The organism is Mucilaginibacter flavus (assembly GCF_030409315.1).
Classification (GTDB): domain Bacteria; phylum Bacteroidota; class Bacteroidia; order Sphingobacteriales; family Sphingobacteriaceae; genus Mucilaginibacter; species Mucilaginibacter flavus.
This window is the reverse complement of the sequence record NZ_JAUFPS010000041.1, coordinates 202,150-228,007: the sequence shown is the minus strand read 5'-3', so window position 1 is coordinate 228,007 and position 25,858 is coordinate 202,150. Positions and strand designations below refer to the sequence as shown.

24 protein-coding genes are annotated in these 25,858 nt (G+C 42.9%); 16 read left to right on the top strand and 8 right to left on the bottom strand.

All coding sequences use genetic code 11. The features are described 5' to 3' along the window. Positions 1-214 precede the first annotated feature (214 nt). Complete coding sequence (locus QWZ17_RS20170; RefSeq protein WP_290307109.1) at positions 215-1,120, top strand: glycerophosphodiester phosphodiesterase family protein; 906 nt, start codon at positions 215-217, stop codon at positions 1,118-1,120. A gap of 197 nt (positions 1,121-1,317) precedes the next feature. Here the strand turns inward: QWZ17_RS20170 and QWZ17_RS20165 are convergent, their stop codons facing one another. Further along, entirely contained in the window at positions 1,318-1,629 is a 312-nt protein-coding gene (locus tag QWZ17_RS20165; RefSeq protein WP_290307108.1) for a hypothetical protein, read from the bottom strand. Between the two features lie 167 nt (positions 1,630-1,796). On the opposite strand from QWZ17_RS20165, the gene QWZ17_RS20160 reads away from it, so the two are divergent. Then, complete coding sequence (locus QWZ17_RS20160; protein ID WP_290307107.1) at positions 1,797-2,507, top strand: SGNH/GDSL hydrolase family protein; 711 nt, start codon at positions 1,797-1,799, stop codon at positions 2,505-2,507. Between the two features lie 113 nt (positions 2,508-2,620). Further along, on the top strand, positions 2,621-3,133 hold the full coding sequence (locus tag QWZ17_RS20155; RefSeq protein ID WP_290307106.1) for a DUF2306 domain-containing protein: 513 nt from the start codon (positions 2,621-2,623) through the stop codon (positions 3,131-3,133). Between the two features lie 143 nt (positions 3,134-3,276). On the opposite strand, the gene QWZ17_RS20150 is transcribed toward QWZ17_RS20155, so the two are convergent. Next, a complete protein-coding gene (locus QWZ17_RS20150) occupies positions 3,277-4,173 on the bottom strand; it encodes a helix-turn-helix domain-containing protein (RefSeq protein ID WP_290307105.1) in 897 nt (298 codons plus the stop codon). 155 nt (positions 4,174-4,328) lie between these two features. Between QWZ17_RS20150 and QWZ17_RS20145 the strand changes: the two genes are divergently transcribed. The 3 genes from QWZ17_RS20145 (at position 4,329) to QWZ17_RS20135 (ending at position 6,790) form a co-directional block, all read left to right on the top strand. Continuing rightward, positions 4,329-5,180 carry an aldo/keto reductase gene (locus tag QWZ17_RS20145; protein WP_290307104.1) on the top strand — a complete coding sequence of 284 codons (852 nt, stop codon included), beginning with the start codon at positions 4,329-4,331 and terminating at the stop codon, positions 5,178-5,180. 21 nt (positions 5,181-5,201) lie between these two features. Continuing rightward, on the top strand, positions 5,202-6,188 hold the full coding sequence (locus QWZ17_RS20140; protein ID WP_290307103.1) for an aldo/keto reductase: 987 nt from the start codon (positions 5,202-5,204) through the stop codon (positions 6,186-6,188). Positions 6,189-6,280: 92 nt separating this feature from the next. Next, positions 6,281-6,790: a nuclear transport factor 2 family protein gene (locus QWZ17_RS20135; protein ID WP_290307102.1), complete on the top strand. Its 510-nt coding sequence runs from the start codon at positions 6,281-6,283 to the stop codon at positions 6,788-6,790. Positions 6,791-6,897: 107 nt separating this feature from the next. On the opposite strand, the gene QWZ17_RS20130 is transcribed toward QWZ17_RS20135, so the two are convergent. Beyond that, positions 6,898-7,494, bottom strand: a complete 597-nt coding sequence (locus QWZ17_RS20130) for a dihydrofolate reductase family protein (protein ID WP_290307101.1) — start codon at positions 7,492-7,494, stop codon at positions 6,898-6,900. A 304-nt stretch (positions 7,495-7,798) separates the two neighbouring features. On the opposite strand from QWZ17_RS20130, the gene QWZ17_RS20125 reads away from it, so the two are divergent. Continuing rightward, the gene (locus tag QWZ17_RS20125) at positions 7,799-9,349 is read left to right on the top strand and encodes an alpha-N-arabinofuranosidase (RefSeq protein WP_290307100.1); all 1,551 of its coding nucleotides are present in this window, start codon (positions 7,799-7,801) and stop codon (positions 9,347-9,349) included. Positions 9,350-9,506: 157 nt separating this feature from the next. On the opposite strand, the gene QWZ17_RS20120 is transcribed toward QWZ17_RS20125, so the two are convergent. The 3 genes from QWZ17_RS20120 to QWZ17_RS20110 all read right to left on the bottom strand — a co-directional run bounded on the left by QWZ17_RS20120 (position 9,507) and on the right by QWZ17_RS20110 (position 12,392). After that, positions 9,507-10,955 (bottom strand): phytoene desaturase family protein, encoded by a 1,449-nt coding sequence (locus QWZ17_RS20120; protein ID WP_290307099.1) that lies wholly within the window; start codon positions 10,953-10,955, stop codon positions 9,507-9,509. Positions 10,956-11,021: 66 nt separating this feature from the next. After that, the gene (locus tag QWZ17_RS20115) at positions 11,022-11,639 is read right to left on the bottom strand and encodes a beta-class carbonic anhydrase (protein WP_290307098.1); all 618 of its coding nucleotides are present in this window, start codon (positions 11,637-11,639) and stop codon (positions 11,022-11,024) included. Positions 11,640-11,672: 33 nt separating this feature from the next. Then, the gene (locus QWZ17_RS20110; protein ID WP_290307097.1) at positions 11,673-12,392 is read right to left on the bottom strand and encodes a redoxin domain-containing protein; all 720 of its coding nucleotides are present in this window, start codon (positions 12,390-12,392) and stop codon (positions 11,673-11,675) included. A 440-nt stretch (positions 12,393-12,832) separates the two neighbouring features. On the opposite strand from QWZ17_RS20110, the gene QWZ17_RS20105 reads away from it, so the two are divergent. Next, the gene (locus QWZ17_RS20105) at positions 12,833-14,482 is read left to right on the top strand and encodes a L,D-transpeptidase family protein (protein WP_290307096.1); all 1,650 of its coding nucleotides are present in this window, start codon (positions 12,833-12,835) and stop codon (positions 14,480-14,482) included. Between the two features lie 124 nt (positions 14,483-14,606). Here the strand turns inward: QWZ17_RS20105 and QWZ17_RS20100 are convergent, their stop codons facing one another. Together QWZ17_RS20100 and QWZ17_RS20095 are read right to left on the bottom strand one after the other, a co-directional pair. After that, the gene (locus QWZ17_RS20100) at positions 14,607-15,734 is read right to left on the bottom strand and encodes a redoxin family protein (RefSeq protein ID WP_290307095.1); all 1,128 of its coding nucleotides are present in this window, start codon (positions 15,732-15,734) and stop codon (positions 14,607-14,609) included. 15 nt (positions 15,735-15,749) lie between these two features. Next, positions 15,750-17,576: a glycoside hydrolase family 9 protein gene (locus QWZ17_RS20095; protein WP_290307094.1), complete on the bottom strand. Its 1,827-nt coding sequence runs from the start codon at positions 17,574-17,576 to the stop codon at positions 15,750-15,752. Positions 17,577-18,003: 427 nt separating this feature from the next. On the opposite strand from QWZ17_RS20095, the gene QWZ17_RS20090 reads away from it, so the two are divergent. The 8 genes from QWZ17_RS20090 to QWZ17_RS20055 all read left to right on the top strand — a co-directional run bounded on the left by QWZ17_RS20090 (position 18,004) and on the right by QWZ17_RS20055 (position 25,667). Continuing rightward, complete coding sequence (locus tag QWZ17_RS20090) at positions 18,004-18,426, top strand: PTS sugar transporter subunit IIA (protein ID WP_290307093.1); 423 nt, start codon at positions 18,004-18,006, stop codon at positions 18,424-18,426. Then, positions 18,419-18,889 (top strand): PTS sugar transporter subunit IIB, encoded by a 471-nt coding sequence (locus QWZ17_RS20085; RefSeq protein ID WP_290307092.1) that lies wholly within the window; start codon positions 18,419-18,421, stop codon positions 18,887-18,889. Before QWZ17_RS20090 ends, QWZ17_RS20085 begins: the two co-directional genes overlap by 8 nt. Positions 18,890-18,900: 11 nt before the next feature. Next, the gene (locus QWZ17_RS20080) at positions 18,901-20,490 is read left to right on the top strand and encodes a PTS system mannose/fructose/sorbose family transporter subunit IID (protein WP_290307091.1); all 1,590 of its coding nucleotides are present in this window, start codon (positions 18,901-18,903) and stop codon (positions 20,488-20,490) included. Next, positions 20,487-22,202 carry a phosphoenolpyruvate--protein phosphotransferase gene (gene ptsP / locus QWZ17_RS20075; RefSeq protein WP_290307090.1) on the top strand — a complete coding sequence of 572 codons (1,716 nt, stop codon included), beginning with the start codon at positions 20,487-20,489 and terminating at the stop codon, positions 22,200-22,202. Before QWZ17_RS20080 ends, ptsP begins: the two co-directional genes overlap by 4 nt. Further along, entirely contained in the window at positions 22,199-22,465 is a 267-nt protein-coding gene (locus tag QWZ17_RS20070; protein ID WP_290307089.1) for an HPr family phosphocarrier protein, read from the top strand. Before ptsP ends, QWZ17_RS20070 begins: the two co-directional genes overlap by 4 nt. A gap of 8 nt (positions 22,466-22,473) precedes the next feature. Beyond that, positions 22,474-23,232 (top strand): 6-phosphogluconolactonase, encoded by a 759-nt coding sequence (locus QWZ17_RS20065; protein WP_290307088.1) that lies wholly within the window; start codon positions 22,474-22,476, stop codon positions 23,230-23,232. A gap of 459 nt (positions 23,233-23,691) precedes the next feature. Next, positions 23,692-24,870 (top strand): sensor histidine kinase, encoded by a 1,179-nt coding sequence (locus tag QWZ17_RS20060; protein ID WP_290307087.1) that lies wholly within the window; start codon positions 23,692-23,694, stop codon positions 24,868-24,870. 101 nt (positions 24,871-24,971) lie between these two features. After that, a complete protein-coding gene (locus QWZ17_RS20055; RefSeq protein WP_290307086.1) occupies positions 24,972-25,667 on the top strand; it encodes a LytR/AlgR family response regulator transcription factor in 696 nt (231 codons plus the stop codon). Positions 25,668-25,858 lie beyond the last annotated feature (191 nt).

Here is a 25,858-nt window from a genome sequence, read left to right as displayed (position 1 = left end):
GGACGGCAATGAATTTTCAAATGGTTTGCCAATCTGATTTTTAATTCATTGCCGTTTTGGCTTTAGCCAACGGTCAATGGCAGCAGCCCAAAAAGCCGGCTTTAGCCAAAAAAACGCGAAATTGGAATCTAAGAGCGATTTTCCTGCATTAATTAGCGGATTAATGTTGGGTTAACACTTCCTCCGTATCTTCGGCCTGTACAAAAACTACCGAATGAATAACTATCTAAAAACAATTGCTGTTGCCATCCCTGTATTATTTTGCAGCATATTATCACAGGCGCAGGTTGACAACATCATAAAGCAGCTCCATAACCCTAACGATAAAAATGTACTGGTTACCGCCCACCGTGGCGATTGGCGTAACGCGCCGGAAAACTCCCTGCGCGGATATCAGCTGGCCATTAACATGGGTGTTGACATTATCGAGGTAGACTTGAACAAAACCAGCGACGGTGTAATTGTAATTATGCACGATGGCACCATCGACAGAACAACAAACGGCAAAGGAAAACCATCTGATTATACCTTTGCCGAACTAAGAAAATTTCACCTTAAAAACGGCTTAGGCAGAGTAACCAACAACACCATCCCAACCTTAGAAGAAGTGATGCTGCTGGCCAAGGGCAAAGTTTTGGTAAACCTGGATAAAAGCCTGCCCTACTACGAAGAAGCTTACCAGATTTGCAAGAAAACCGGCACCCTAAACCAGGCCCTTTTCAAAGCCGAAGCCGCTTATCCCGAAGTAAGGAGCCGTTACCCAAAACTATTGGACAGTCTTACGTTTATGCCGGTAGTAAGCCTGGATAAGCCAGAAGCCGAACAAGTAATTAATGAATACCAAAAGCAAATTAAACCTGTAGCATTTGAGCTTATTTTTAAAAGCGATACCTCGCACGTATTGGTTAAAAATAGCTTTATACCGACACATGGTTCCAAAATATGGATCAACTCATTGTGGGCAAGCCTCAATGGCGGCCATGAGGATGATATGGCTGTTGAAGATGGCAACATCAAAGACAGCTGGGATTGGATCATTAACCACGGTGCCCGCATCATACAAACCGACCGGCCAAAAGAACTTTTAGCTTACCTGCGTATACGGAAACTGCATAATTAAAATTAAGTAAGCATGAGCATAACTACTCGTTCGGCTAATTTTAACTTGCTACCAAACTACATTGATTTTACTCATCATAATATTCTGCTAATCGCAGGAGAATAAGCGCGACAGCACTATTTTTTCTGGATCACAAAAAAGCTCCGTTCAACTTACATCGAACGGAGCTTTTTAACATCGGTGTGTGAAACGGTTGTTTAAGACGCTTTGGCCAGTTTATAACCTGGTTCAACTGTTAATGTACGTTTAACAGTTGGTACGCTGGCTTCTTCGTATTTGGCTTTCAATTTTTTAAATATCTCGAAACTAAAAGCATCCTGCATTGGCAAATTGTATTTAGCTATCGATGCAGGGTGTAATTGCAAACTTTCAGTCGGAACTTTTAAATCCATGTGATTAATATGCGTTAAGCCGGCTGCGATGTCTGTATCAAATACAACAAAGGTATCTATCAACCTGCCTTCGGCATCGGTATAGATCACTGATTCATGTTCATTAAAAGCTTTCATATTGGGAAGATATATTAACAATAACATCCACATCTACTAAAAGTTTTATATTAATAGTTAAAATATCTAAAAATAAATTTATACAATAGCGCTATTGTAAATATGTTATGATGATGTTGCCAAAGTGATAAAGTCGGCTATTTTTGCCTTTACCTAAAAATAAGCCCATGAAACGTACACTTTTGTTATCTGCATTGATCTTTTTGATGATTAACCTGAATGCGCAAACCAAAACGGATACGGTAAAAGAAGATTTTAAGGATGATTGGGCAGCGTTATCGCACTATAAAAAAGAGAATCAACAATTAGGAGACCCAAAACCAAGCGAAAAACGAGTAGTATTTTTAGGCAGTTCTATCTTTGAATTTTGGAAAATGAAAGTGCCGGAATTTTTTAAGAACCGCCCCTATCTTGACAGGGGCATTGCCGGGCAAATATCCCCGCAGTTATTAATCCGTTTCAGGCAGGATGTTATCGATCTGAAACCCAGGGCGGTGATCATTCTTGCAGGCAGTAATGATATTGCCGCTAATACCGGGCACGTGAGTAATGAAACTATTATGGATAATATAAAATCGATGGCCGAGTTAGCTAAACTACATGGCATTAAGGTTATTTTATGTGCATACCTGCCGGTTTTTGATTACCCTTGGCGCAAAGGTTTGAAACCTGCCGAAAAGATCATCTCACTAAATAAGCAAATTAAAGCATACGCGACAGCCAATAACTTTACCCTGTTAGATTACTTTACACCGCTTGCAGATGAGCGCAATGGCCAAAGACCCGAATTAACCATCGACGGTGTACACCCCAACGTTGCAGGCTATCAAATAATGGCTAAGGTTACCGAAGAAGCTATTGCCAAGGCATTGAAATAATATTTTTACAGCGTTTTAAACATTAAACGAATAATTTAAGCGGCATTTTTGTATATTAGGGCAAACAGCGGTTTTAACACTGCAATAAAAACTTTTACCTTAAAACTTACATCATGCCTAACCACCTTTCCCCCCTTGGTATCTTCCACACATCCATTAGTATTTTAGCAGTACTTACCGCATTGTATGCATTATTCCGTTCCGGCAAAATTGATCCTAAAACCGGCGCGGGTAAAACTTATGTAGCGTTAACATTGGTAGCTTGCCTTACAGCTTTCCCTATTATGAAAACCGGCCATTTTAGCGCGGGGCATGGTTTAGCTGTTATTGTTTTGCTATTATTACCTATCGGAGTTTTTGCCAAATCAATTGTTTTTTTTGGCCGGAAGGCAGAGCATATCCAAACCATTGTAATGTCGGCAACATTGTTTTTTTCCATGATTCCGGCTACTATTGAAACTTTAACCAGATTACCTATCTCCCACCCTTTGGCAGCCGGCCCTAATGATCCTATTGCCAAAACGGGACTGATGATATTGGTATTACTATTTGTAGTCGGGGTGCTTTATCAATTGATAAAACTTAAATCGAGGAAAAAGATAGTAACGCAATCAACAGTATCTTAAGCGATTGCACCATCCGTTTAAATGCCGGTTTTATTATGTGCTTTTTGCCATGATAGGCGCATTATATTTTTCGCCAAGTCGCAGGAAAAATACTTAATAAAGAGGGGTACCAATCAATATAGGATGATTAAACCGGGGTTATACTAATTAGCCGAGCGGTATTCCAACGGTGACTGACCCACTTTTTGCTTAAACAGCCTGGCAAAATGTTGCGGGTATTTAAAACCCAGGTCGTAAGCAATTTGGCTTACAGTTTTGCCCGTGTCAAAAATCCGTTCTTTGGCAATATCAATTAGTTTTGACTGGATGTATTCGGAAGCGGTTTTGCCGGTTTCCTTTTTCACCAGGTCACCAAAATAATTGGCCGAAAGATATAGTTCTTCCGCGCAATAGCCTACCGATGGCAAACCAATGGTTTGCGGCTTATCGGTTTCAAAGTAAGTGTTGAGGATTTTTTCAAATTTTTCGAGTATTCCACTATTCAAATGATCGCGGGTAATAAATTGCCTGTCGTAAAAGCGGACGCAATAATCAAGCAAAAGTTCGATATTGGCTACAATGAGCCGCTTGCTATGCTTATCGATAGACTGATCCAGTTCATCATCAATTTTGTTCATACAGTCCAGGATCGTATTCCTCTCTTTTTCGGATAAATGCAATCCTTCATTTGACTGGTAGCCGAAAAAACTATAGTCGGCAATATGTCTGCCAAGTGAAGTTCCATGAATCAAATCCGGATGAAAAACAAGGCCATGGCCTTTGGGCTGGTAAAATTCACCATTACTGTTCACACCTGCCACCTGGCCGGGAGCCATAAATACAAGCGTGCCTTCCTGGTAATCGTATGTATGTCTGCCATATACCATATCACCACATTTTACATCCTTCAAAAAGATGGTATAAAAGCCGAAATACATTTTATTGCCCTGCCGGGGTGCGGCCTTCGTGAAATCCACCACGCTTACCAAAGGGTGTTTAGTAATATTGTTATTGAAAGCGTTGTATTCGCTAATGGTATTAAACCTAAGCATCTCTCCCATATCCGGATCTTTTGTTACTCAAAATTAGCACTTTATATTACAACAGCTTACGATGATCAAGTGTATCGGTAAAAATGGTATAATCTTCCGTAATCTGTATCCTATTTGCTAACGCGATAGTTATGAACTTTGTACTATCGAATAAAAAAGTAAAAATGGAAATAGCAAAATTAAATAACGGTGTTGAAATGCCCATCCTTGGCTTTGGTGTATTCCAGGTTACCGATTTGGCTGAATGTGAAAGAAGTGTGATTGACGCGATTGAAACCGGTTACCGGTTAATTGATACCGCGGAGTCTTATATGAACGAGCAAGCCGTAGGTAACGCGATTAAAGCGAGCGGCGTAGCGAGAGAAGATCTTTTTATCACCACTAAATTATTTATCAAGTCCAATGGTTATGAAGGCGCTAAAAAGGCGTTCGAGAAATCGCTAAAAAAACTACAATTGGATTATCTTGATTTATATCTTATTCATCAACCTTATGGCGACGTGTACGGTGAGTGGCGGGCGTTGGAAGAATTGTATAAAGAGGGAAAGATCCGCGCGATTGGGATTAGCAATTTTCAACCAAACAGGTTGATGGATTTGATTATCCATAACGAAATTGTTCCGGCTGTAAACCAGGTAGAAACGCATCCTTTCCATCAGCAAATTGATACACAGCAATTCATGGTTGAAAATAATGTGCAGATTGAATCGTGGGGGCCATTTGCCGAAGGTAAGAACGGCATATTTACCAATGAACTGCTAAAAGGTATCGGTGAAAAGTATAACAAATCAATTGCGCAGGTGGTACTACGATGGCTTACACAACGCGGTGTTGTTGCTATCCCAAAATCGGTTAAAAAAGAGCGTATGGCAGAAAACCTGAACAGTATTGATTTTAAACTGACTGCTGAAGAAATAGAGCAAATTAAAACACTTGATACCAATGCCAGCAGCTTTTTTGATCATCGTGACCCGAAGATGGTGAAATGGCTGGGCGAACGTGAATTAAAAGATTAATTATTATCATCTATCTAAAACATGAAAACAAGACAATTAGGAAAAAGCGGCTTAGAAGTTTCAACACTGGGTTTCGGTTGCATGGGGCTAAGCTTCGGTTACGGTCCGGCAACTGATAAAAGTGAAGCCATCAAATTATTACATGCTGCCGTGGAACGCGGCGTAACCTTTTTTGATACCGCTGAAGCTTACGGCCCATTCGATAATGAAGAATTATTGGGAGAAGCCTTAGCACCTTATCGCGACCAGGTTGTCATCGCTACTAAATTCGGTTTCAAAGAAGGGAGGCCTGATTTGGGTACCGATAGCCGTCCCGAACGTATCCGTGAAGTAACGGAGGCGGCCTTGAAACGTTTACGTACCGACCGGATAGATCTACTTTACCAACACCGGGTAGACCCGAATATTCCAATAGAAGATGTGGCGGGCACCGTAAGGGATTTAATAGCCGAAGGTAAAGTGAAATATTTCGGCCTTTCGGAAGCAGGTGTGGATTCGATCAGGAAAGCACATGCCGTGCAACCTGTAGCAGCCCTTCAAAGCGAATATTCCTTATGGTGGCGCGAACCTGAAGCGGAGATTTTGCCAACGCTTGAAGAACTGGGTATAGGGTTTGTTCCTTTCAGTCCGCTGGGTAAAGGTTTTTTGACCGGGGCAATCAACGAGAATACCTCTTTCGACAAAACGGATTTTCGCAATACGGTGCCACGTTTTTCGGAAGAGAACAGAAAAGCAAACCAGGTATTAGTTGAGAAATTGACGCTGATCGCTGCTGCTAAAAGCGCGACACCTGCGCAGATCGCTTTGGCCTGGTTACTTGCACAAAAGCCTTGGATCGTACCAATTCCGGGGACTACTAAACTTCATCGTTTAGAGGAAAACCTCGGCGGGGCAAACATTTCTTTATGCGATGCCGATCTAAGTACCATACAAGCAGCTTTGAACGAAATTGAGATTTCCGGCCATCGCTATTCTGCCGATGCGCAAAAATTGCTTGGCCGCAAATAGCCACAAACTATTGGCGGGTTTAATTTCAGTTCGGCTATAATATCATAGAAGGTAAAAAAACACCCAATTTTTAAAACTTAAATATACAGATTATGAAAAAAACACTTATTACGCTTCTGCTACTTGTTTCTTGTATTCGCTTATGTTTTGCCCAGGCCAATTTACCCAGCGTGGCAAAAACTCCAACCAAAGAGGAACAGGAACTACTCGACCTTTCCAAAAACAAATGGACATGGATGGCCGACAAAAAAACAGACGAACTAAATACCCTGTTTACAGAAAAGTGCGTTTTTGTGCACATGGGCGGCAGTTGGGGTAAGACCCAGGAGCTGAATACGATTAAAGGCGGCTTTATCTGGTATAAACAAGCTGAAGTATATGGAGCATCTGTAAATGTTTTTGGAAATACAGCCATTTTATTAAATGACATTGACCTGTTGGCCGTAGTTGGAGGCAACGAGGTGGTTCACGCTTTTATGGTAACGGAGGTTTATTTAAAAGAGGATGGAAAATGGAAGATGGGTTCCCTAACTTTCTCAACATTGATTAGGCCGGTTAAAATGAAAACCAATATTCCTCAACCGGCGCAGCCACAACATTAATACCAAACTGTTCGACGTGTCGGACTGCGGTAAAAGTTGCCCTCTTACCCTGCATCATCGACAAGAGCAATAACATACTATTATTCAACCACTTAAAAATTATGTTATCAATCCGGCCCGGCTGTTCCCGTTACTATGTCCCCGGCGCGTTGATAATCGGCAAAGATTACTCCAGTTGTTGTGGTGATGCTTGATGTTAAGGTAAACGTTCTCGGGAAAGCGTCATCGCCAAATATCTTTTTGCCTTTGCCAAGTATTACCGGGTGGATGATGAGTGAAAGCTCATCTACTAAGTCGTGTTGCAAAAGTAATTGAACCAGTTCTGAACTGCCCCATATCTTAATATCAGCGTCGCCCGTATTTTTGAGCGCGCGGATGTCATCTACGTTTTGCAGGAATACGGTATTTTGCCAATCAGATTGGGTACGGGTGGTTGATAGTACATATTTGGTAACCTCATTAATACCCGGCCAGTAGGCCGTGTGTGCAGGCCAATAAGGTTCCCATATATCGAAGGTTTTACGACCGAGCAACAGGTCGGTGGGTTTCATTTTTTCCAGCATAGCTTTTCCAGACTCTTCATCACCAAAAGGTGCCACCCAGCCGCCGAACTCAAAACCGCCCGAAGTATCTTCCTGGGGGCCACCGGGTGCCTGCATAACCCCATCAAGAGAAATCATGGATATAACGATCAACTTTCTCATAGCTTTTTTTATTGCAATATCGGCATCATCAAACAATTATGGGCGGTGTAATTGCGACAAATGAAGATGGTGTATGCGATAATATGAGCGTATTAAACTAAAAACGAGGGACGCATACATCGACTGGAATACGATATTGTTGATATTCAGTTTGTGATCGATGTTTTCACCGTACCACCTTTCCTTTAACGACGGTATTTGGTTCGCCGGGTGAAAACGCCGGCCAAAATTTCATTTTTTTATTGTTAAAATAACACTTATTAATTTATTTTTCTTTTCTTTACTGCATAAACCAGTTTCCAATATGAAAAGAAATTTGCTCTCCTCGCTCGGCATTGCCGCGCTATGCCTTATTTCGGCGCGTGGTTATAGCCAAACCGCAACTTTAAGTATCAGTAACGATTCAAAAACAACCATCAGCAAACACATTTACGGTCAATTTGCCGAACACCTGGGCCATGGCATTTATGGTGGCTTTTGGGTTGATAAAACATTACCGGTGAAAAAGCAGGACCGCATTCGCCTTGATGTGGTTGACGCGCTTAAAAAAATAAAGATCCCCAACCTGCGGTGGCCGGGCGGCTGTTTTGCCGATGAGTACCACTGGCGCGATGGCATTGGCGCTACAGCATCGCGCCCCCGTATGGTAAATACCAACTGGGGTGGCGTTACGGAAGATAACAGCTTTGGCACCCACGAGTTTTTAGAACTTTGCGACCTGTTAAAGTGCGAACCCTATATTGCCGGCAACGTAGGCAGCGGTACGGTTGAAGAAATGTCGAAATGGATTGAATATCTTAACTCAAACAGTACCAGCACTGTTGTGCAGGAACGCGCTAAAAACGGCCATCCTGCGCCATACAAAGTAACTTTTTGGGGCGTGGGTAATGAAAGCTGGGGCTGTGGCGGCAATATGACACCAGAGTATTATACCGATCTGTTTAAACGCTATGCCGCTTTTGCTAAAGATTACCCCGGCGCGCACCTTAAAAAAATTGCCAGCGGCCCAAATGCTGATGATTACCGCTGGACAGAAGTATGTATGAAAAATATTCCCAACTGGATGATGTCGGGCTTATCAATGCATTATTATACCATCCCTACAGGTAACTGGGGTAAAAAAGGTTCGGCTACCGAGTTTAGCGAAAAAGAATATTTTGGCACCATGGTTAACTGCCTTAAAATGGAAGAACTGGTTACCAAACACTCGGCCATTATGGATAAATATGATCCTGAGAAAAAAGTGGCTTTAGTGGTTGATGAGTGGGGTGTTTGGACCGATCCTGAACCCGGCACTAATCCAGGTTTCCTGTATCAGCAAAACAGCCTGCGCGATGCTTTAATTGCGGGAACAACACTTAATATATTCAACAACCACAGTGATCGTGTACGCATGGCCGCCCTGGCCCAAACAGTAAACGTTTTACAATCATTAATATTAACCGATAAGGAAAAAATGGTGCTTACCCCAACCTATCATATTTTTGATATGTACAAAGTACACCAGGATGCCAAATACCTGCCCATCAAATTAGATGCTCCTAACTACGAGGTTGACGGTAAAAAGATAGAAGCTGTAAATGCCTCGGCCTCACAGGATGCCGAAGGCAAAGTACATATCTCGTTGGTAAACCTTGATTTGCATAACGCTATCACCATCACTACGGATGTAAAAGACGTAAAATGGAACGCGGTAAGCGGCCAGGTACTAACATCGGCCAATATTACTGATATCAACACTTTTGCCAATCCAAACAAACTACACCTGGTAAACTTTACCGGTGCTAAAAAAGATGGCGATAAACTGGTAGTTACCTTGCCGGCAAAATCGGTGGTTACGCTGGAGTTGAAGTAGTAGAGGCCCGGAGTTCCTTCCCACAACGTCATTGCGAGGCACGAAGCAATCCCCGTTTAGTAGAGCAGCCTTTTAGGTTCGCCCTGTATAGTTTGGGATTGCTTCGTACCTCGCAATGACGGGATTTTACAATAAAAGAATAAAGCCATTGTGATGCTTACAATGGCTTTATTCTTATCCCCCAAATATCCCTCAGCGCCCTCTTAGCCGCATGCCACCCGCACATGCCATGCACCCCGCCTCCTGGTGGTGTTGATGAGGAACATATATACAAACCTTTTGCTGATGTTTTATAGGGCGATGCCCGCAATACCGGGCGGGTAAACAGTTGCCCAAGGTCAATTACACCGCCGTTGATATCGCCGCCTATGTAGTTGGGGTTATATTCTTCTAACTGTTGGGTGTTAAAGGTGTGTTTAGCCAAAATGGTATCACGGAAACCGGGGGCGAAACGCTCAACCTGTCGCTCAATAATGCTGGTCATGTCCCTGGTTGATCCATTGGGTACGTGGCAATATGCCCAGGCTGTGTGTTTGCCTTCGGGGGCTCGGGTATTATCCAGCATACTTTGCTGGGCCAGCAGTACGTAAGGTTTATCGGGGTGACCGCCGTTCCAGATCAATTGCTCGCCATTGGCTATTTCATCAAAAGTGTTACCAAGGTGAACTGTACCCGCTTTTTTAACCGCTTCGGCTTTAAAAGAAATCGGGGCATCTAAGGCCCAATCAACCTTAAATACTCCTGCGCCGTAACGGTAACGCTCCAGCTGCCATTTGTAGATAGATGAAAATTTATGCCCGGCTATTTTTAACAGTTGCTTTGGTGTTACATCAAACAAAACAGCATGAGCGGATGGCAGCTGATTTAAATTCTCTACATAAAACCCGGTCTGGATTTTACCGCCGATCGAGGTAAAATATGATGATAAAGAATTAGCTATTTGCTGCGAGCCACCTTTGGGTACCGGCCATCCTTTCAAATGTCCCTGCGCCATCAGCACCAAAGCTATAGCTGATGTAGCCAGATTATCTAACGGTTGGATGGAATGTGCCGCCATACCGGCTATCAGGCCTTTGCCTTCCGTGGTTTTAAACTTTTTAGCCAGCATGGTTGATGCCGTTAGTGCCGGCAAACCAAACTGCGCCATCAATAAAGGGTGTTTTGGAAAATGCAGCGGGCCAAGTACATCGGCCGCTATCAGCGGCCAGTTTTTTACCACCGGCTTCATCAGGTTAAGATAAGCCTGTTCATCAGCACCAAGCAGCCGCGCCGTTTCTTCAACGGATTGAAGCAAAACAGCAGCCGTACCATCATCAAAGGGATGTGCGGCTGCTATTTCCGGATAAATATATTCGAGGCCATGCTGTTCAAGCGGCAAAGTTTCAAAAAATGGCGAAGCGGCGGCAAGCGGGTGAACGGCCGAGCATATATCGTGCTTAAACCCAGGCAGGGTAAGTTCGGCAGTACGCAGCCCTCCTCCTATCTCATTTTTACCTTCAATGAGCAAAACAGCTAAACCTTGTTGTTGCATTAAAATAGCGGCGGCTAACCCGTTGGGGCCTGCTCCAATTACAATGGCATCATAGTCGCGCTTTTCAAGCTTCATGTATAAGTTCAAGAGGTTTCTGTACCTCTAAGGTATTCAAATTAACAGTTTTTAAGGCTATCTGCTTTAATTTAAAACCTCGCCGGCATGCGTAGCAGCTGCAACTTCAATTAATTTACCGCTGCGCACGTCATACACGTAACCATAAATAGGAATATTACCGGCTACCAAAGGATGATGCCTGATGCGTTCTACATCTTCAACAACACTGGCTTCCAGGTTTCTGAAAGTAAGGAACGCGATATGATTGGCTTCGTCAGATCCGCCTTCTTCTTCGGTATTGCGCCAGCCGTGTTCATCAACTGTAGCGGTTGCCAAACTGGTTGATAATAAATCGCGGATAATGCTATCGGTAAACAATCCCATCCCGCAATCGGTATGGTGAATTACAAACCACTCCTTAGTCCCTAATAATTTATGAGAGATCACCAGCGACCGGATAGCATCATCGCTCGCGCGGCCACCGGCATTACGAATTACGTGTGCATCACCTTCTGCAAGGCCTGCATATTTTGCCGGGTCGAGCCGGGCATCCATACAGGTTAAAATGGCAAACTGACGCGCCGGCGGTATGGTTAATTCACCCTTATCGCCAAAATGCTTTACGTACTCGTTATTGGCCGCAAGTACCTGTTGATGTACCCGGGTCTTTACCTTTTCAAGTTCTAAAATTGTGTTTGACATAGCTTTACTTTTTAGATGTAGGGTAAATTGTGCCTAAGCAGATTTCCTGCTGTTGGTAATTAATGAAGACTCATAAACTGATGATATTACATCCTCAGCGTCAAAAGTTCCTAAAAAATCATAGTCGATATGATTATAGATCACCTGCTTATTGGCGTCAATAATATAAGTGGCCAACAAAGGCGCGTTCACATCAATACCCGAAAACCTGTTCCAAACCGGATCATGATCAGAGTAAACCCTAAAAGTTTGCGCTATATTTTTTTCCTCATCGTGATAAAAATTCAGCGTATAGCTATTTTCCCAGGCTTTTTTGGCCAACTCATCGGTACGTTCATCACTGATGATAAGCAAATTACCGCCATTGGCTTTTATTTCCTGTTGGATGTTGTTGAGTTGTTTTAACTGATCAAGCCCATGCTGGCCCCAGTGACGAGAATAAAAGGCGATAACCAGCGGCTTGTTAAGAAATTGTCTTAAAGACACCGGACCATGAGTTTGCGCGCCATTAAAAAATGACTGCCAGCGAGTGTAATCATTCAAAAATTTAAGATCGGGAATATAATTGCCGGCTTTAATAGGTTTAAGAGCCTTGTAAGGTTTAAAAGGGATATCGTTATCAGCAACAATTTCTGAAAGATCAAAAAACGGGTATTTATTATTGGTAGTTAACATGATGTATTTGGTAATGGTATGTGGATTATTTTTGGGGGCGATGACTAATACTCCGGCCTCAACAACGGCATAATCCATAAATTACCTGGCTGTAATGCAGCATCCAAAGCGCAGATGCCCTATTGGTTTTAGTTGACAGATAAAGGTTCATAAAATATATTAAATAACAAGGTCAGTAAACTTTTTGGTTGATTATAGGTTGGAGTAAGAGGTTACTCAACAACAGCAGCACATGCACATCATCCCTTTAAAATCATAGCGATTTAAAGTATTTTTTGATGTATATTTTGGCGTGCTTGTTAACATGTTTTTGATTTAATGAAACAAATATACTATGAAGTCTATAAACTTAGTATACTTTATTTAAAATATTTTTATTTTCAATGTAGAGACGCGAAATATTGCGTCTCTCGCAGGTAAATCGAACATGCATATTCGTCTTACAAGTGCACTCTGTATAGTTGGAGACGCAAAATTTTGCGTCTCTACAAAAAAAGAGCTCCCGACCAAATAGAACTATGAAGAAAACACCATATATCTTATTAACCGCACTTATCCTTTTAACCGCGTTTGGTTGTAAGCAAAACGCTACGCCAAACAAGCAATCAAAAGCCGATTCGCTGAAAAAGAAAGCCGCTAAAGAATGGACCAAAACTATCCCCGGTAGTTTTAGCGACCAAACGAAGGCTGTTTTTGACAGCTCGCAGCTGGTGGTCTTCCTAAAAAAATATCCCGACTTTGGCCCCTATGTTAAAGACATCAACCTTTTTTATAGTAAGCGCAAGTTTGCCTATGCCTGGTACGCCGATGGAAAATTAATTGAACAGGCGGGTAACCTTGCCGATAGGTTAAACAACCTGCAAAACGAAGGTGTATTTAAAGCCATCCCCTACCCAAAATCTTTAGACTCGTTAACTTTTGAGGCTGACCCAAAAGCAGCAAACCCTAAACCTAACATCAACACGGAATTGATGCTTACGGCGCAATACTTTGTATTTTCGAAATTAACTTTTCAGGGTATGAGCGATTCCACCAGCAAAGCAGTAAACTGGTTTTTGCCCAGGAAAAAGATCGCTTATGACGACTATCTGGATACGTTGCTAAAGCAAAAAGGCAAATCAGACAGTTCATTAACCGAACCTGTTTACCGGCAGTATGGTTTACTTAAAAACTTCCTGGCTAAATACCGGGCTTTGGATGCTAAAGAAAAGTGGACGGCAATTCCATCGGCAAAAGGGATTAAACCGGGCGATTCGTCGGCAGTAATTTCCAAACTCAAAACAAGGCTGTATAAATTAGGGGATTTTAAGGGCGATACCAGCAGTAAAGTATTCGATGCTGATTTACAAAATGCCTTAAAACAGTTTCAGCAGCGATATGGATTAGCAGTGGATGGACTGCCGGGACCGGGCACTATTGCCGAAATGAATGTACCCTTAAAAACCCGCATCAGGCAAATCATCGTAAACATGGAACGTTGCCGCTGGCTACCGGTTAGCCTGAGCACCGATTACCTTGCCGTAAATATTCCTGAATTTAAACTACATGTTTACCATGCCGATAGTTTGCTATGGAGTTGCAATGTGGTGGTTGGCCAAAAGGTACACCAAACGGTGATATTCTACGGGCAAATGCAGTATGTAGTATTTAGTCCGTACTGGAACTTGCCCGAGAGTATTGTACGCAATGAAGTGTTACCTGCCATGCGGCATAACCGCAATTATGTGAATGAGCATAATATGGTTATCACGGGAAAAGAGAATGGCTTGCCGGTGATCAAACAAAAACCGGGGCCTGCAAATTCATTGGGCCTGGTTAAGTTTTTGTTCCCCAACAGCTATAGTATTTACCTGCACGATACCCCGTCGAGATCATTATTCGGCGAATCCTCACGGGCTTTCAGTCACGGCTGCATCCGTGTTGGCGAACCGGCTAAACTGGCCTCCTTCCTACTCAAATATGATAGTACCTGGACCGCGGCTAAAATCAGCAAAGCCATGCACCTGGGTAAAGAGCAAACCGTAACTCTTAAACAAAAGGTGCCTGTATTTATTGCTTATTTTACCGCCTTTACCGATAGGAACAACCTATTGAATTTCCGTAAAGATATTTATGGCCGGGATGAGCAGCTGGCATCGATGATATTATCGGGGAATGGGAAGTATTAGGAAGCAAACAGATAGAATGCAAAAAACTATCGGCTTATTACGAGACAAAAACCAGACTTCCGAAGTTTTGAAAACTTCGGAAGTCTATCATTCGTCGATTACCTTCAAGTCTTTCGCCCGTCGATTACTTATAAATCCTCCCCATCGTATCATCATTAAAAATCACTTTCTTTAATTCTTCAATATCAATAGGTCCCTGGTGCCGGTAAACAACTTTACCATCGGGGTTAACCAGCATGGTGTAAGGCAAAGCGCCATCCCATTTGGGATCAACAGCCTCAATCATTTTGTATTTATCGTCGCCGGTGTACAGATAATTAGGGCCAGATGCTTGTTTGCTTTTAAGAAAGCTGATTGCTTTATCTTTACGGGCGGGATCATCAGCGCTGATACTTACAAACTCAAGGCCACGATCCCGGTATAGGTGCATTACGGTAACCAGGTCCGGAAATTCGGCGACGCAGGGACCGCACCAGGTAGCCCAAAGGTTGATGAGCCTCAGTTTGTCTGTTTTGTTTTTGATGAGGTTGGTAATACCGGCGGCATCGACTGTATCCAGCTTTACAGGTTCATTTGCCCAGGTGACGGCGGCTTTTTTGATCCAGTCCTGTTTTTCGGCCCATTTTATGGAGCAGCCAAAGGTTTTGGTAACCGGCGTAATTACTTCTTTGCCTGCCAGCAAGGCATCAATAGCGTTACGGGCATCCAATGATTTGGGTGTTTTGGCAGGATTTTCCATATCATCTATCCTGCCATTGTAGCGCAGTTTTCTGTTTTGATCAAAGATGAAAATATGAGGCGTAGCAACCGGGCCGTATTTGGTAGATGTAATTTCTGTTTCGCCATCATACAGGTATGGGAAGTTAAAATGACGGTCTTTGGCGCGGATTTTCATATCTTCAAATGAATCGCCCACATCGCTGTATCCCAATTCATCCAAACGCAGGGAGGCGGGGTTATTGGGGTTGATAGCTACCACGCTAACACCTTTGCCGGCATAATCATTGGTTAGTTTTATCAACCTATCCTCATAAGCCTGTGATGTGGGACAATGGTTACAGATGAAAACAATAGCCAGTATTTTAGCATCTTTAAAAGACTGCAACGTATAGTTTTTACCATTGATACCCGGCAAATTAAAATCGGGGGCCGCGCTGCCTGTGGCAAGCGTAGTACGGTTTATTTGTGCCGATGCCAAATGTGTTATACACAGCAGGCAGAACAATGAAAATATTTTCGGGATAGGTTTCATAATGTTTTGAATTGGTTATTCGTGCAAGGCAACGGCTAACAGGTACCACGCGGTATGAGGCAGCCATTGTTCGGCCCAGCGCCAGTCGTAATCTTTATGGATTTGGGCGTAGGATAAGTTAAAGTCGATATCATTTTCATCATTGAGGCCCGATGTAATACCGTTTACAATGCCGCCCGGCGCGTTGGTATACTCAAAAGTACCAAAGAAACCGTAGGCCGGGTTGTTGTGCCCGGTGCCTTGAAGCATACTGGCATCAAAAGGGTTTAAACCCAAAACCCAGTTAAGCTGATCGATAGCGAAACCTTCTAACTGATCATGGAATGGCTTATCATCTGTGAATAAGCCGGCTGCAAGGCGCGCGGCTGTGGCCATTGATGATAAGCGCGCGTTCTCTCCCTGCCACCATGGCGAAGCATCGCTACCCTGCGGGAAGAAAAACGACGTGCGCCTTTTACCCAACGTATCCTGCACCAGTTGGCGGCTGTAACCAAATGGGTTATTTACTTCACGCGTTAGCTTCAACTCAAATTCAAGCGAGCTTCTGATAGCTTTTTTAATATCCGCTTTCATTTTCTCGTCGGCGTAAGGATAATAATAAATAAGACTGGTAACAGGCAGACCCGCATCTGATGGATGGAAGAATGGCCTGTCCGTACTATCGGCCCGCCAGTAATTTTTATAATTGCTCCAAGATGATAACCTGCCTAATAGGTTATTGGCACGCTGGGTAGCGGCGGTTAAATATTCGGGCTTGTTGCTGGCTTTGTATAACTCAGTAGCGGCACTTAAGGCACAATAATCATCAAGGATATTTTCCTTCCCATCAAAAGTCATGAGTTTATTATTGGCCTCCAGAAATTTAAAAGCATTTTCGGCAGCCTGAAGGTATTGAGCGTTACTAAAATCGCCGCTGGCTTTTGAGGTTGAGGCCATAGCCAGCGCTGCTATAGCCATGCCGCCGCCCGAGCGGTAACTTGCCTGGTAGCGATGCCAATCGCTGTTTTGGGCGTCGTTTTTTAAGGTTTGATCTTTGGTTTGTTTGATACGATAAGAAGCGTCCTCGGCACGGATCACCCTATCCTTAGCCAGCTTACCCGGACCAGGCGCTGATACCGACCGGTAAAACGATCCGTTTTTAGCCTGCATTCTAACTAAATAATCGGCACCATAAATGGCTTCATCCAATACCCGGCGGTTGATCTGCCTGAAATCGGTAACGGTTTTTTTATTGAGCAATTCGTTGGTTTTAAACAGGCTCCAAACCACCAGGGGAATTTGCTGTGGGTTAAAATAAAGTGAAAAAGACAGGTGAGACAGGTGTTTACCGTAATCGCCGGTAGCATCGTACCAACCACCATGCGCGTCAATGGTATCTTTGGTAAGCCCGGCTAATAACAGGTGATGATCTGCCCTGTCAATTTCACCCGCGCTGCGTTGCCCTTTAAAGTAATAAACTACATCGCTCATGGTAGCCTGTTCCAATACGTTCTTACCAATTTTAAAAGGGTAAGAGGAAATCTTTTTACCCTGAACGTTTACCACGATTTTAAAAACGCCATCCGTATTAAAGGCGCTAAAATCAAGCGTGTAAAATTCCCGGCCTTTCCATCCCTTAACTTTGCCGCTGTAAATGGCTTTTGCATTATAAACTGTTTTATCAGCCTCATCTACCAATGTAAACGAATTGATGGAATACCGCTTATCAGTAACTATAATGGCTTTTTTTGCCTGTGTATCCTCATAACCTACCTGGTTGGTAACTACTTTTATATTTTGAGCCAAGCCCATGGCAGGCAGTAGCATCGCCATCAATAAAAACCTAAATGCGTTGTTCATCATATATCAGGAGCAATCAAAAATTGAAATACGTGTTAAGAAACTTAAAGATAGACGCGTTTTAAACTCAAACAAAAGTCATTATTATTATTTGGCGCTGCTATTTGAAAAGCACTACATTACCACTACCCATATCAATATTGCAAAGCCGTTTATCTGGATTAATGCGCCTTCGGTTTTAAACATACTATCAACTTATTATTTAAATGACGCAGTTGCCCGCTGTAGTGGTGCAATCCGGTGTTTTATTCATATTAAATGGCTATAATAAAACACTTTAAGTTTTAAGTAGTGGTGATGTAGGGCGCTCAAAATTCCTTTTGGTTCAACTTTGTAGCATACTTGTAAAGAATTATAAACCCAAAATAACCTTGCCCGACAGCGATGGATTTAAAAACCATCGCTGTCGGGCAAGGCCTCAATTACCGATATGAGAAAGTTCCTGATTGCCACACATGGTGCATTTGCACAGGGCATAAAATCGTCGTTGGAGATCATTACCGGCGAAACCGAAAACCTGTTCCTTATCGGGGCTTATTTAAACCAGGATATTTCTGTGGAGGATGAATTAATGCCCGTACTTAACGGCCTGTCGGAAGATGACGAGCTGATCATTTTTACCGATTTGCTGGGCGGTAGCGTTAATAATATTATGATAAGAGAAGCGCTGAGGCCAAACGTGCACCTTATATCCGGTTTTAACCTGCCCTTACTTATCGAAATTATTTTGTCCGATGCTGACACGCCTATCGAAGACGCCATTTCCGGCGCTATCATAAACGCCCGGGAGCAAATGGCCTACGTAAATAAACTCATAGAACTGCAACAACAAAACGATTTTGATAATGATTAAGCTTACCCGCATAGACGACCGGCTGGTACACGGCCAGGTTGCCTTTACCTGGACACCCGCCATCAGTGCCGATTGCCTGGTAGTGGCCAATGATAAAGTTGCCCAAGATGAGTTTATGAAAATGACGCTCGGTCTGGCCAAACCGGCATCAACCAGGCTTATTATTAAATCGCTTGCTGATGCTGCCACTTTTATCAACGATGCCAGGGCACAGCAAATGAAGATTTTGCTGATAGTAAACTCGGTAAAGGATGCCTCGGTTATGGCCAATACAATAGCCGAAATAAAATCCATAAACTTTGGCGGTATCCGCACAAAAGAAGATTCAAAGCCGATATCAAAAGCCATAGCCCTTACCGATGAAGATATCACCATTATTAAAGAAATGCTGGCCAATGGTTTGGAGCTTGAAGTTAGGCAGGTGCCTACTGATAAAAAAGTATTGATTGAAACTTTAATTTAAAACACTGCAAAGTGCTGCTAACATTTTTATTGCTCACGCTGATAGCCATATTTGGGCATTTTGAAGATTTTTTGGGAACAACTCTACTTAGCAGGCCGCTGGTATTAGGTCCGCTGGTTGGTTTGGTTTTGGGCGATGTAAGCCAGGGCGTCATGATTGGAGCCACGCTTGAACTAATTTTTATGGGGAACATAAAAGTTGGCGCTGCTATCCCCCCCGATATTATTACCGGCGGTGTATTGGGAACCGCGTTTGCCATACTTGCCCATAAAGGCCCTGCCATAGCGCTGGCCCTTGCTGTACCAATCTCTATTTTAGCCGAGTTGGTGATAAGCGCGCTATTTGTATTTAGGGCGGTATTCAATAAAAAGTTCAACCAATACGCCCAGGATGGTGATTATAAAAGCATTCAACGGTTGCACATTTTATCGGGCTTATTGAAACCGGTATTGATGGGCATTATTGTTTTTATCTCTTTAGAAGTGGGCGCAACAGCCATCAAATCTTTTTTAGATTTAATTCCCGCCTGGGTGCAATCGGGCTTGCAGGTGGCAGGTAATATGTTGCCCGCATTGGGTTTTGCGCTATTGATGAACCTGATGTTTAATAAAAAAGTAGCCCCTTATTTTTTCCTGGGCTTCATACTTGCCGCTTTTTTAAAGTTGCCTGTAATAGCTATTGGCGGGCTTGGAGTAATTATAGCATTAATAGTTACCCAAGCCCCGCCTAAATCTGCTGCCGCCAATGATGATTTCGATTTTGACGACGCACCAACAGAAGCTTTGCCTGTACAGAATCAACACAAATTGAGCAAAGGAATATTACGTGCCATATTTTTCAGGTCATTAACCTTAGAGGCCAATTTCAATTTTGAAACCTGGCAAAACACAGGATTTGCGTTTTCCATAATCCCGGCTTTAAAAAAACTGTACCACACCCAGGAAACTATGACATTGGCCCTGAAAAGGCATTTGCAATTATTTAACACCAGCCCCTATGGTTCAACTTTAATTATAGGCATTACGGCCGCCATGGAAGAGCAAAACACGACGGATGCCAATTTTGATGAAGATTCCATCAGTTCGGTAAAATTAGGTTTGATGGGACCGCTGGCAGGTGTTTTCGACTCTCTTTTTTGGGGTACTTTCAAAGTAATAGCCGCCGGGGTTGGTACATCGCTGGCCATTAAAGGCAATATTTTAGGGCCGATATTGTTCATGCTGATATTTAACATTCCGCATTTGCTACTTCGTTATCATCTCACATTTATAGGATATAACACGGGCACAAAATTTCTCCAAAACCTGGCTCAAAACAACGTGATGGACAGGCTAACCGCCGGCGCTTCCATTTTAGGGTTGATGGTGGTAGGTGCCATGCCCGCCACACTCATGAATATAAAAACGCCGCTAAGCATGGGAGGCGGGGCTTCATCGGTACAGGTACAGGTTATTTTAGACCAGGTTGTACCTGCCATTATCCCGCTCGCGCTTACCTTTTTGGTATTTTATTTTGTAAAAAAACAGGTTAAAACTACCTGGTTATTACTGGGCTTGCTGGCCCTGGGTTTTGCAGGCAGCATAATTCATTTATTTGTATGATAAACGGTATTGGTGTATCCGCGGGCATAGCCATAGGCAAGGCTTTTGTGTTGCACAGGCAGACAAATGCATTAACGGGTCTTTTATTAGCCGATGATTCGATGATTGCCGCTGAAATTGAAAAATTCGATATCGCGGTTACACAATCGCTCATCGAAGTAAATATCCTGATTGATAGCTATGATGAAACCAATGGTAGCGATGGCTTGGAAATACTGGAAGCCCATATTGAGTTGTTAAGCGATCCGCAGATTAAAGAGGACGTAGCTGAAAAAATATCGGCAGAAAAAAAGAATGTAAATGACGCCGTTATTGAAGTGATTGCAATTGCTGTAGTCATGTTTAACAGTATGGATGACGAGTATATGAAAGACCGCGCGGCGGATGTGCAGGATATCGGTCGGCGTATTTTAACCAATTTAAATTCTGCCGGCAAAGCAACGGGTCAAACCTACCCGCCAGACACCGTTATCATTGCTGCAGATTTAAGTCCCTCTGATACCATCAGTATGGATATTATGCGGGTTGTGGGTTTTGCTACGCAGATAGGGAGCAAAACTTCGCATGCGGCCATTGTTGCCAAATCGAGGGGAATTCCGGCCATTGTTGGGTGTGGAGCTGTATTGCAGGAAATTAACAATGGCGACCTGCTGATACTTGATGGCCAGACCGGCAAAATTTTAATTAATCCCGATAGCGAAACCCTTTTTGAGTACCAGTTAAAACGGGAAATTTGGCTGGTAGAAACAGCATTGCTAAAATCGCAAAAAGATAGGCTCGCCATTACTACCGATGGCACCACCATAAGCCTTTTTGCAAACATTGCCAATGCTCAGGACATGGAATTGGCGCATGATTTTGGAGCAGAAGGAAGCGGCTTACTACGTACCGAATTGTTGTTTATGGGGCGAGATTCGCTACCCGGTGAAGATGAACAATTTGAATTTTATAAAGCCGTAGTGCTAAAGGCAAAAAGCAAACCTGTAATTGTGCGCACGCTTGATATTGGCGGCGATAAACAACTCCCCTATTTTGATTTCCCTATTGAACAAAACCCTTTTTTAGGTTATCGTGCTATCAGGATTTGTTTAGATAGGCCGGAACTTTTCCTCACTCAACTAAAGGCCATTTTAAGAGCGAGCGCCTTTGGTAAACTAAAAATCATGTTCCCGATGATTGCCAATGTACAGGAGATTAGGGCTGCCAAGGTGATTCTAAACCAGGCTATTGAAGAACTCAACGAGGCCGGGATCGGTTTTGACCGCACAATAGAAATCGGTATCATGATAGAGATTCCCTCTGCCGCCGTAACTGCAGATCTGTTGGCCAAAGAAGTTGATTTTTTCAGCATCGGCACCAATGATCTTTGCCAGTATACTTTGGCGGTTGATAGGATGAATGAGAAGATCAGTAACCTGTATGATCCCTACAATCCCGGCGTACTCCGTTTGATAGATAATGTGATTAAACAGGCGCACAAAAACAATATTGAAGTTGGCATGTGCGGAGAACTTGCCGCCGACCCCGACGCTACCCTCCTGCTGATGGGTATGGGTTTAACCGAATTTTCTATGAGTGCCGCAGCTATCCCCCACATTAAAAACATCATCATTAATAACCATATGGCTTTGGCAAATCAAATTTACCAACAGGTTATGGCCATGGACAACTCTACCCTTATTAGCGCTTACTTAAAAGACACAACAGCATGATCAGCAAAGATTATATCATCAACGCGGCCGAGGGCATACATGCCCGGCCCGCTACCGCATTGGTAAAACTCACCAAAAGGTTTAAATCAACCATCAGCATGAAAAAGGGACCCCGTACGGTTAAAATCAACAGCCTGCTTAATATACTTTCGCTGGCGGCGAAGGGGGGCGATACCATTACCATTATTGTTGATGGCGAAGATGAAGTGGGCGCTTTGGTAGCTATCGACCTGTTTTTTCACGAAGAATTAAAACACTTATAATATTTATAATGAAAATCACGATCACCAAAAACGAGCGCGAATTTAACGAAACTGCTGCATGGCGTATTATTGGCCAGATGCTGGAAAAACCAACATCTGTAATAGGTCTTTCAACCGGGCAAACCACCATGGATATGCATCGCATTGTTTCTGATATTTACACCCAATATCCGTTTGACGTATCGCGCATCACCCTGTTTAACGTTGATGAATTAACCAACCTGCCACGCGAATATGCCGGTAGTTGCTATACCATGATTTTGAACCAGATTGCAGGCCCACTGGGGATACCCGATGAAAACTTTATTATGCCACCTACCATGAGCGATGATTTTGAGGCCGAAAGCCTGCTGTTTGAACAACGCCTTGCCGAACGCGGCGGTGCCGATTTGCAGATGCTGGGCATAGGCAGCAACGGCCACATAGGCATTAACCAGCCCGGTACGCCGCTTGAAAGCGAAACCTGGGTATCACCAATGGACCCAGACTTTGAGGCCCGTGTGCGCCGCGAAACGCAGGTACCTGATGATGTTGTTTTAGGCGGACTAACCCGGGGCATTAAAAACATTATGCATACGCGTAAACTTATCCTTATTGCCAAAGGCGCGCACAAAGCCAGTATTATTGAGCAAGCTATATTAGGCCCGGTGGGTACTGATATCCCCGCATCGGTAGTTCAGTTGCACCCTAATTGTGAAATTCTTTTAGATGCCGAAGCCGGGGCTTTGATTTATGAGCGGGCCAAGGCAAGGGGATTTAATTTTTAAGGCGTTGTTTTAAATCTAAAACAATCATCATTGCATGGTATGTCCCTGCGGTAAATCGCAAATCCAAACTTGCGAAGTTTTTAAAACTTTGCAAGTTTTTCATCGCTTTGTTATTTCAAATTTTCAGAGCCCCCGGTTTTATTGTTCGAAATTAGGGATATTTTTCACCAATCCCAGCCGTGCCATTCATCTATACATAAGCCCGGTTCACCGATAAACCTTTGCCTTATAGGGCATTCTTGATCACCTTTGAATCGTTGATCAGGCTACCGGGACATATCCTGTTCATAATGTTCTGTTTTTTTTATTAGGTTATAAGCGCCCTGTAGCAGTATAGGGCGCTTATTTATAAAGCAGGTAAAATAAAAAACAGGCAAACCTTATAGTAAAAGCGTAATTATTTTTGATTGATATCTTATTTGACGCCGTACTACTATATTTAATAAATTTTTTAACCAGATGATCGTTTCCAAAAAAGCAACCAACATATTCATACACGCTGCAGGTTGGCTGGTATTTTTTGGATTTCCGCTTTTATTCATGAATCGTACACAACAAAGCAGTAGCAGTACTTATGCGGTTATCCAGTCGCCGTACTACTGGTTGTTTTGTCTTACGTATATTTTCATGTTTTACTTTAATGCCTGGTTCCTGGTACCAAGGTTTGTATTCAAAAAAAACTATTTCGTTTACGGCCTTATTGTCTTGCTCTTATCGGGCTGCGTGTACTTTTTGCAGCCTTTTGATAACCTGCTGTTGCATAATCTGGCTAAAGAAAAACAAACAGCTACCGCAACTATCGGTCCGCAGCTGATACCCAACGCCGATAGCGGAACCGTAGGGCCAAAAAACCTGCCCTTTGGGCCCTTGCCTCATGAGGATTTGCGAATGCAGGACCCCAGCTTAAAAAAGCCGTCCAACCAAATCATTTTTATACACCAGTCGGGCAATATTGATATGGTGGGCTTGTTCATTTTTATCATTGTAATAGGTTTGGGTATAGCCATGAGCACAGTACAAAAATGGCAGCTTACCGAGCAAATGGTAATCAGGGCCGAAGCCGAAAAGGCCCATGCCGAGTTGTCGTTCCTTAAAGCGCAAATTAACCCACACTTTCTGTTCAATACGCTCAACAATATATACGCCTTATCGGTTACCGATAGCGAGCATACATCGGAAAGTATCATGAAACTCTCCAATATTATGCGTTATGTTACCGATGAAGTAACGGAGGATTTTGTTTTACTACAAAGCGAGGTTGATTGTATAAACGACTATATCGACCTGCAAAAACTTCGCCTTGGTAAAAAAACGACGCTCGATTTTACTGTATCCGGCGATATCAATCATCAAAAAGTACCGCCATTGGTATTGATGACGTTTATTGAAAACGTATTTAAATACGGTGTAAGTAAACATGAGGCATCCAATATTAATATTATCCTCCAAACATCACCCGGAAAAATCCTGTTCGCCTGCGAGAACACCATATTTGATAACCGCCCTGCAAGCGGTCGTAAAGGCATCGGTATTAGTAATACCCGCCGACGGCTTCAGCACATTTATCCCGGTAAGCACCGGCTCACCATTACACAGGATAATTCAACCTTCCGGGTAGAGTTAGAGATCGACATTTAAATTAAATCATGTTTTTTTAATAATAACGACGGGATAAAAACCTGCCGTATTGATAGTTAATGCTTTTTATTAAGCTTTTTATTTACTTAAATAATAGCAATATGCAGTTAAAATGTGTAGCCATTGATGATGAACCGCTGGCGCTGGAGATCATCAAAAAATATGTATCAGATTATCCCGCTCTAAAAATGGTAAACACCTTTGAAGATGCTATATCTGGTGCCGAGTATTTAAAACGTAACAAGGTAGATGTGCTTTTCCTGGATATTAATATGCCCGATATCAGTGGTGTAGATCTTGTGCGCTCGCTTGATGAAAAGCCCATGATCATATTCACCACAGCTTATAAAAAGTTTGCTTTTGAGGGCTTTGAGCTGGAAGCATTGGATTACCTTTTAAAACCCATCAACAGTAGTCGTTTTGGCGCGGCCATACATAAAGCCATTGACCACTACCAGTTTAAAAATACCGACCATACCGGTGAGGACGAATACATTTACGTACACTCAGAATACAGGGTTATCAAAATTGGCATCCGTGATATTGAATATATTGAAAGCATGCAGGATTACATTAAGATACACCTGTTAAGCGCAGAAAAACCTGTGCTCACGCTGATGTCATTAAAAAGCATGATAGAAAAGATTCCGGCTGCCCAGTTTATCCGCATTCACAGAAGCTTTGTGGTTGCCAAGGCCCAAATCAGATCGATATACAACCGCAAGGTTAAACTGCGTAACATTGAGCTGCCAGTAGGTACCAATTATGCCGATTTTATAAAAGACTGGGCAAAATAATGTATTAACCGGGTTCATCGGCACATTTAAGGTATTGAACGACACATTGTTTCAGGCGTACGGGAAATAGATCACCTTTATATTATTGAGAAAGAATCAAGAACCAAGAGTCAAGAATCAAGACTTTTGCATGAAGTAAAAAATGCACACCAGGAAGTTTTTCTTTTATCTTGATTCTTGACTCTTAATTC